The organism is Acinetobacter sp. YH01020 (genome assembly GCF_013420275.1).
GTDB classification, from domain to species: domain Bacteria; phylum Pseudomonadota; class Gammaproteobacteria; order Pseudomonadales; family Moraxellaceae; genus Acinetobacter; species Acinetobacter amyesii.
The window spans coordinates 25,161-32,792 of sequence record NZ_VOYN01000039.1 but is presented as its reverse complement, the minus strand read 5'-3'; the positions used below and the strand labels follow the sequence as shown (position 1 = coordinate 32,792).

The following is a 7,632-nucleotide window of genomic DNA, read 5'->3' as shown; positions in this document are numbered from 1 at the left end:
TTCAGTTTAAAATCAATAGTACATATAGTGTACCAATCTTGGCTCATCAATTACTGACAAAAATTTGCTCAAATAAACTTCGAGTAATTTCTACCATCAATCAATGAAAATAATTTCGATCAATCAATCAGTAAAAATCCACACAAGTTGTTCTTCATAATCTCTTAATGATCTTCTTGTTGGTTCGTCACCAGCAAGCTAGGTCGGCTATATTACTCTTTATTTCTAAAGAGTCAACCGGTAATTCAAATTATTTTTAAACTTACCAAATAAAACCCAACTCAATCAATTTAACCAAGTCATTGTTTTATCAGAAGTTTTAATCTTCATCACCGCCGATGGATGTGCATTCTACAGCATTTCACATCCGTTGCAACACCCTTTTCCATTTATTTTTAGTTTTTCATTACGTTTGTTTATTTATTCTACTAAATCAGTGTTTTTTACTTAAAAAAGTGTTTTTAGCGTACAGAAAGCATGCAATACGCCACAGGCACCCATAAGATAAACATTAAAACTGGCATAACACCGTGCACTTCTTCAGGCTTTCTATACAACCACTGAATAAATGGAATGACGATACCAAATAATGTCACCATTAATAGCACATCAACGAATCCACCTTTCAGCAGTAGCCACAGCAATACTGGCACACTCATCACCAAGCCAATTATCAATAAAACACAGTATTCGTATTTCCTGAGCTGCCAAAGTGTGAACCCTTGAATGATCCAGAAGCGTTCTGCAGATTCAAAATTTGATTTTAAGTCCATTTTGATCACGCCTAGATTGAATAAACTCAGTGCAATATAGATGGCACACATCAATTGGAATAATTGTGAAGCAGTGAAATCAAGGCTCATGATGTTCCAAGTATCCACCTGTGTGGCGAACCAATACAAAATTACGACCGCTGTAACTGATATACCGATACTGACAATACGATGGGTAAGAAATCTTTTATGAAATGCCTGACGAATAATTAATTTATTTTGATTGAGCCAGAGGGGACTATATTTCTGTATCAGAAATACCCTAGGTACTTGCAGCTTAATTGGTTTTGATTTCCTACCGATCAGCCAGAATTTTATTGCCGCTATACAGATGAAAGTAGTTAACAATACTGCAATGAGTTGAGCGTCCAATATCGCTAGGCTCAAAATGGGCAAATATGTCAAAAGACAGACTAAAACCCAATATTGATTCTGTTGTAAAAACAGCATTTGTATAATTAATAAATTAAAGATCCAAAGTAGCATCAATACACTGATGCCAATGGAAGCTAAAAGTTCATACTCAACCCAAACATATAGAAGCGCCAAAACAAATGGCAATAACATCAAAAAGCTTAAACTGCCTAACAATTTGATTTCCACTGCAAAGCGACTTTTGACCGTGATGGGCAATAGCGCTAGATAGTGATACCCTTCCCCACCACTCAAAGCTTTACGCTGTATCGCACACCAAAATACATTTAAGGCAAGAAAGCCTGTCCAAAGAAACAGATTCGTGATTAATGATTTGCAATAAACCAAATCAATAATGGGCTGTACTAAAGATAAGAGCAGTCCGAATAGCATTGGCCCGAGAATTAATGCGACCAAAATAAGTAAATGCTTTTGCCGTGCAACTGCGTCTGCTGTGGTTTTGACATAAAATGTCCATCGGTATTTCAAAAGCGTTTTTATAATTGTTCGCTGCCCAACAGGTCTTTGTTTATTCATGCCGCCTGCTCATTGGACTTTAACCGATCTAGCTCGATGATTTTTGCTGCAAGACTGTCTCTAAATACAGGATCATGGCAAGACAATAGAATCAATTTCGATTGGCTCTGCTGTAAAAGTATGCTTGTTAATTCAGCCAAGGCGTTTTGATCTAAGCCATTGCTCGGTTCATCTAAAATCAGTAAGGGTGCCGAAGTCATTAAGGCTGCAACCAATAAAAACTTTTTGGTTGTGCCAAAAGACATGTCAGCAAACGGCGTGGCTAAATAGTGTTCTAATTTAAATTTTTCAATGAAGATTTGATACTGCTCATGTGCTATCCCTCGAATATCACACATTAAATTCAGAAACTCCTGCCCTTGTAAAAAATCATAAATAGGGCTTTTATCTGGCACATAGGCCACAAGTTTCTTGTATTCATTGTTGTTAGGGGCATATTGTTGATCATTAATCAAAATATTGCCTGCATCAAAATCCAACATCCCAGCAATCATCGCAAGTAAGGTGGACTTCCCTACTCCATTCTCAGCAACAACAGCGACAATTCCGAATTCGCTTAACTCTAAATTTAAATTTGAAAATATACATTTTCCCGCAAAAGATTTGGACAGTTGCTGCAAGCTCAAAGAAACCATCATGATGTTCCTGATTTATTATCTTAAGTTATTGATTTATTATTAATCTATCTTCACATATCTTGGATCTGAATTAAATAGATTATTTAATCGACAAATTTATTTTTTTAAGTGTTATTCACTATCTAAATACGCCAAAATCATCTTTGACAATTCCACTTTAAGCTGTTGTTCTGTAATTAAAAAACTATTATTGCTCACATAGCGCATCATGGTAAATAAGGTACTATTAATGATCACAAAAGAGCGATGTTTCAGCGTTTCAAAGTTCCAATGTGAATAGTAGCGATTAAATAAATACATCCCTACTTCAAAAAAATGCTTTTCCAAAACCTGAGAGGCATCTGAATGACTGTATTGATGCCAATGTTTTAAGATCTCAATGAAGAAGCCACGATCAGCTTTCAACATATCAAAGCCAAACTGAATACAAAGAGGGATCACCTCATAAATACTGTGCTGCTCTTGCTCCACGACTATATTTTTTAGTGCTACCCCCAATTGTTCTGATTTTCTGAGCAGTAACTCTTCTACGATTTGCTCTTTATTTTCAAAATATTGATAAATCGACCCAACGCTCACCCCAGATTTTTCCGCAATTTTGGGCGTCGTCAACTCCAGTAAGCCTTGTTCTGCAATACACAACTGCGCAGCTTGCAAAATGCTTTCCACGATCATTTTCGCGCGTTGTTGTTGTGGCCTTTTTCTCATTCTATTGCTCTCCAATGCGATAGTGTTATGCGAATTGAATGCGAATAAATATTCATATTAGTGTGGTATGCAACAATAACATTGAAGATCAAAACATGACCACTCACTTCAATACCCGACTGACTTCATTTCAGGCCACGCAGCAATCTAATCTACTGAGTTTTCTGTTGTCTCATTTGACGGGTCAGGCTGCACAGCCAAATTACGCTCAATATCTTGCCCTCAATAAAGCCTTGCAATGTGGTGATCCACAGATGGAAAAAGTGCTCACGTGGATGATGCAGAACCCTAAACAGCATCGTGAATATTTTGAAATCGCCTTATTTAAAGGTGTCGAGCAGCTCCCCTTTCCTATTCCTGAGCTCGAGCATTTTTTTAAGCATGTTGAACAAACACCGCCTTGGTTAGAGCCAGAAAAAATACAGCAAGCCCTTGAATTCACCCATCGCCTAGGGATTAACAATGGCTTTATATTGCGAGATCTTTCACTCATGGTGGGTTATCTCTTCCCCGGTTTCAATCAGCCGCTCATGCTGACCGGTGCTTTAAATAAACAAGCAGGTACACGTCTGGCTGAAACCACAAAATGGTGGGTAGATATCACTGAAGAACGCGGACTCGAACGTTTGTATGCGGGATTTACATCGACGATTTATGTGCGTTTTATTCATGCTGTGGTACGGCATCAACTCCAAAAAGGTAAAGACTGGGATTTTGCAACGTGGGGGGTGCCGATGAATCAATTTGACTTGGCGATGACCAATCTTGCCTTTAGCAGTGTGGTACTTTTGGGCATTCGCGCTTTAGGGATTTTTCCATCAAAACAAGAGACTGAAAGCTTTTTGCACTTTTGGCGTTATGTGGGTTGGTTGATGGGTATTGATGACAAATGGTTAATTGAAAAAGAATCTGATGGTTGGAAACTGTTGTATTGGATGCAATTTGTACATCCTCAATCTGATGCAAGCAGTATGGCTCTCGGCGCCAGTCTCTCTAAAGAACCTTTTGAACGACAGTACAAATACCTCCGAGCACTTCAGCAAAAACTGGCTTATCGACAACATCTGGAGCTGACACAATTTTTTATTGGCAAAAAACGCATGCATAAATTAGGGCTCAAACCACAGTCCGCCGCATGGTTTGCCTATTATTTATTGGCTAGAAATCTTGTCCTGTATTCAGGCGCTAAGCATGTCCCAAGTTTAAGTCAAAAATTACAGCAAAAAGGCCGTGCGATTCAAAAACTCGGTTTAGCACTGTATCAAAGTAAGGCCAAACAACTGGCCAGTATGCACCAATAAAAAAAGCAGAGCGATCGCTCTGCTTTTTGGATAACAAATATCAAGATTTAGAATTTCATCGAAATACGTGCCCAATAATTGCGACCAATATTATTAAACTGTTGATCGGTCGCTAAACCTGTCCCTGCATCACCCAGTTTATTTAGATGTTCGGTATAGGTTTTATTCAGGAGATTATCTACACCCACAGATACATCTACACCCTCATCAATATGATAAGTACCATTTAAAGACAGTGTGCCAAAACCTGCACTTTCTTTCAGGTCATAACCCACGATATTGCCTTGGTACGCACTGATACGATTTTGCCCATCAACCACACGCCAAAACGCTCCCAAAGTATAATTATCTTGGATATAACGTAAGTTGATACGTGCTTCTAAAGGTGAGATTTGCGGTAACGGCTTGCCATCTGTGGTGTTTTTACCCCACGCATACATTGCGCTGACATCGGCTTGAATATGATCGCTAAATTGATAGCCAATCCCTGCTTCAGCTCCCGCAATGGTGGCATCCACATTTCGGCTATGTGCTTCCATACCCTTCATCATTCCTGATCCAGACTTATAACTTGTTAAAATATAATCTCTCACTAAACCTGCATAAGCCGATACCCAGGAATTCAAAGCGCTATGTTCATGTTGATAACCCATATCTAACTGAAGCGTTTTTTCTGTATCAATATGATTGAATGTATTGTTATGACCATTTCCTGATTTTGGGCTGAATAATTCCCAATAATCTGGCATGCGCTCTACATAGCCTAGACCGATATAGGTTTTACCATTGTCATGTTCAGGGTGCTTATTTTCAAAACGAATAAAAGCACTTGGTAATGTTTCATTCAGCTCCGTGTTATAGCCACTCGCTTTCGAAGCGGCGCGCTCATCTTTCACTTGCACTTGATCGAGACGAAGTCCCGAAACCAACTTATTGTTGTCACTCAATTGATAACTGACTTCTCCAAAACCACCATATGACTGAAACTTCATATCGGGTTCACGTGCTTTGTCTTTATAGCTATTGCGCATCCCTTTGCGAATGCTATGTTCATTGTTCTGTGTGTCAATGCCTGTGACAAAGTCAATCTTATCCCATTCATGTGTCATAGCCATACGTGCATTTAATGTTCTGCGAGCAACATTCGATGCCATTGGCATATTCATCATGCCACTTGGTTGAAACTCACGTAAGCTGAAGTTATCCATGACATGATCATTAAAACTATAGTTGACCTGTGCTTCGATTTTTTTAATCACCTCCGTGACATTCTTTTTCTCGACACGAAGGCCTAAGCTTTCACGGGCAAATTGCGAACCATCCATTGAACGGCCTGCGTATACCGCCTCACCATCGGCTTTACCTCCAGTAAGTTCTACCCATGTATCTTCGTTTGGCGTCCAACCAAGAGCCAAATCTGTATTCCACCGCTCCCAGTCTGACGGCACAGTATTACCATCTCCGTCTTGGTAGCTATCCGCAACAGAACGACTGGCATTCAAACGGACATATTTTTTCTCATCACCGACTGCCGCTTCGACATTGTGATCTAAACGACCATAAGAACCGATCATCACACTGGCTTGACCACGGTAGTTTTTATCAGCATCGAATTGTTCAGGTTTTCGTTCAAACAAGACTGTTGCAGCAGAACCTGTATTGGCATATTGAACCGTTTGAGGGCCTTTAATCACTGAAATTCGGTCATAACTTTCAGGGGAAATATAAGACGTTGGTGCATCCATACGACTTGGACACGCCCCGAGATTTTCTGTGCCATCGGTCAAAATTTTAATGCGTGAACCAAACATGCCACGGAAGGTTGGATCTGCATTGGTTCCCCCATTTTTAATGGCACTAAACCCCACAATGCTTTTTAAATAATCGGCCCCATCACTGGCAGGTATCGGTTGAATCGGCTGTTTGGGGTTGGCACGAACAATCAGGCCATTGGCATCATTCCCCTGATGTGACGTCACCACAATCGGTGCCAAAGTCTGAACGGCATTGGTTTCCGTCATCTCTACTGACATCTCGTCAGCCATCACCGTAGTTGAATAGCAGGCAACACAAATTGCAGCCGCAAGAGGCTGTAGAAAAAATTTAGGCTGAGCCATGTTTATCTCACAAAATACATAAATAAAGGCGTACCTGAGTCCTCAACGACCCAAGTTAAAAAAAACGTCGGATTTATGCAGCGAGTGGTGGGGCTCGACCTTGCGGAAGTAAAAAGAGTTGTTGAAGAACAAACCAGACATGCTTGAAAGCTTTTTGAAAAGCAATTAAACGAACTTGAATTCGATCAAGCACTTCTTTTACATCAAGTTCAGGAGGCAAAACCAAATTGCCATAGACCGTACAATACTGACATTGATGACTGGCATCATGTTCATGGGCAGTATGATCGACTTGAACCTGCTCTGCGTGAGCGGAAGAGGAATGGTGTGAATGTGCGGTATGTTCAGCATGAACATTGGGAAGTAAAAGTGCACGCGTAATGGTTTCGCAGACCGGAGCAACTTGATATTGCTTGGGCAACAATGGCTGTAAAAAAACAGCAATCTGCAAAAAAACGGCTGCAAAGGACAGCAGCACTCCACTACGAAACAATACAGGCAAACCCTAACATTTGTCTGACCCAAGTATAACAAAGCCCAATCGAAATTGGGCTTGTCTCAGGTATTTTTTAACCGCGATCAATTAACGTTTAACTGCGACTTTATCTTTTTGACGTTGGCGAACCAATTTTTCCACTTTGTCACGTGCACGTTGACGTTTCAAAGGCGATAGATAGTCGACGAATAACTTACCATTTAAGTGATCCATTTCATGTTGGATACAAACTGCGAGAAGTCCGTCCGCTTCCACTTCAAATGATTGACCTTCAAGGTTAATTGCCTGAATTTTTACACGTGACGGGCGCTCAACTTTATCGTATATTTGAGGCACTGATAAACAGCCTTCTTCATAGGGCTGCGTCTCTTGCGTCAATGGCGTAATTTTGGGGTTAATAAACACCATGGGTTGATCTTTTTCTTCAGATAAATCCATGACTATCAGCTGAATATGGTGATCTACCTGTGTTGCTGCCAGGCCAATTCCCGGTGCTTCATACATAGTTTCAAACATGTCGGCTGCTAACTGACGAATTTCATCAGTAACTTCTTCGACTGGTTTTGCAATGGTACGAAGACGGGGATCGGGGAAACTTAAAATAGGTAATAAGGCCATACGACGTCCTCACTTATGCCATTGATCAAA

Annotated in this window: 7 protein-coding genes; 1 reads left to right on the top strand and 6 read right to left on the bottom strand. The window is 40.2% G+C overall.

Annotated elements, in window-relative coordinates:
• Positions 1-461 precede the first annotated feature (461 nt).
• The 3 genes from FTT85_RS13635 to FTT85_RS13625 form a co-directional block, all read right to left on the bottom strand.
• Positions 462-1,724, bottom strand: a complete 1,263-nt coding sequence (locus FTT85_RS13635; protein WP_180183775.1) for a hypothetical protein — start codon at positions 1,722-1,724, stop codon at positions 462-464.
• Positions 1,721-2,362, bottom strand: coding sequence for an ABC transporter ATP-binding protein (locus FTT85_RS13630; RefSeq protein WP_180183774.1), 642 nt, complete (start codon positions 2,360-2,362; stop codon positions 1,721-1,723). The genes FTT85_RS13635 and FTT85_RS13630 overlap by 4 nt, the downstream gene beginning before the upstream one ends.
• Before the next feature lie 111 nt (positions 2,363-2,473).
• Positions 2,474-3,070 (bottom strand): TetR/AcrR family transcriptional regulator, encoded by a 597-nt coding sequence (locus FTT85_RS13625; RefSeq protein WP_180183773.1) that lies wholly within the window; start codon positions 3,068-3,070, stop codon positions 2,474-2,476.
• A gap of 95 nt (positions 3,071-3,165) precedes the next feature.
• Here FTT85_RS13625 and FTT85_RS13620 point away from each other — a divergent pair, with 95 nt between their 5' ends.
• The gene (locus tag FTT85_RS13620; RefSeq protein ID WP_180183772.1) at positions 3,166-4,371 is read left to right on the top strand and encodes an oxygenase MpaB family protein; all 1,206 of its coding nucleotides are present in this window, start codon (positions 3,166-3,168) and stop codon (positions 4,369-4,371) included.
• Between the two features lie 47 nt (positions 4,372-4,418).
• Here FTT85_RS13620 and FTT85_RS13615 read toward each other — a convergent pair whose 3' ends face one another.
• From FTT85_RS13615 to def, 3 genes are all read right to left on the bottom strand, one after another.
• On the bottom strand, positions 4,419-6,488 hold the full coding sequence (locus tag FTT85_RS13615; RefSeq protein ID WP_180039744.1) for a TonB-dependent copper receptor: 2,070 nt from the start codon (positions 6,486-6,488) through the stop codon (positions 4,419-4,421).
• A gap of 73 nt (positions 6,489-6,561) precedes the next feature.
• Positions 6,562-6,981 carry a DUF2946 family protein gene (locus FTT85_RS13610; RefSeq protein ID WP_180026133.1) on the bottom strand — a complete coding sequence of 140 codons (420 nt, stop codon included), beginning with the start codon at positions 6,979-6,981 and terminating at the stop codon, positions 6,562-6,564.
• Between the two features lie 90 nt (positions 6,982-7,071).
• On the bottom strand, positions 7,072-7,602 hold the full coding sequence (gene def, locus FTT85_RS13605) for a peptide deformylase (RefSeq protein WP_078191459.1): 531 nt from the start codon (positions 7,600-7,602) through the stop codon (positions 7,072-7,074).
• Positions 7,603-7,632 lie beyond the last annotated feature (30 nt).

What these genes read in the sequence shown, in the direction of transcription:
- FTT85_RS13620 (WP_180183772.1), top strand. Translation starts at nt 3,166, where the DNA reads ATGACCACTCACTTCAATACCCGACTGACTTCATTTCAGGCCACGCAG.
- FTT85_RS13630 (WP_180183774.1), bottom strand. Translation starts at nt 2,362, where the DNA reads ATGATGGTTTCTTTGAGCTTGCAGCAACTGTCCAAATCTTTTGCGGGA.
- def (WP_078191459.1), bottom strand. Translation starts at nt 7,602, where the DNA reads ATGGCCTTATTACCTATTTTAAGTTTCCCCGATCCCCGTCTTCGTACC.
- FTT85_RS13615 (WP_180039744.1), bottom strand. Translation starts at nt 6,488, where the DNA reads ATGGCTCAGCCTAAATTTTTTCTACAGCCTCTTGCGGCTGCAATTTGT.
- FTT85_RS13635 (WP_180183775.1), bottom strand. Translation starts at nt 1,724, where the DNA reads ATGAATAAACAAAGACCTGTTGGGCAGCGAACAATTATAAAAACGCTT.
- FTT85_RS13625 (WP_180183773.1), bottom strand. Translation starts at nt 3,070, where the DNA reads ATGAGAAAAAGGCCACAACAACAACGCGCGAAAATGATCGTGGAAAGC.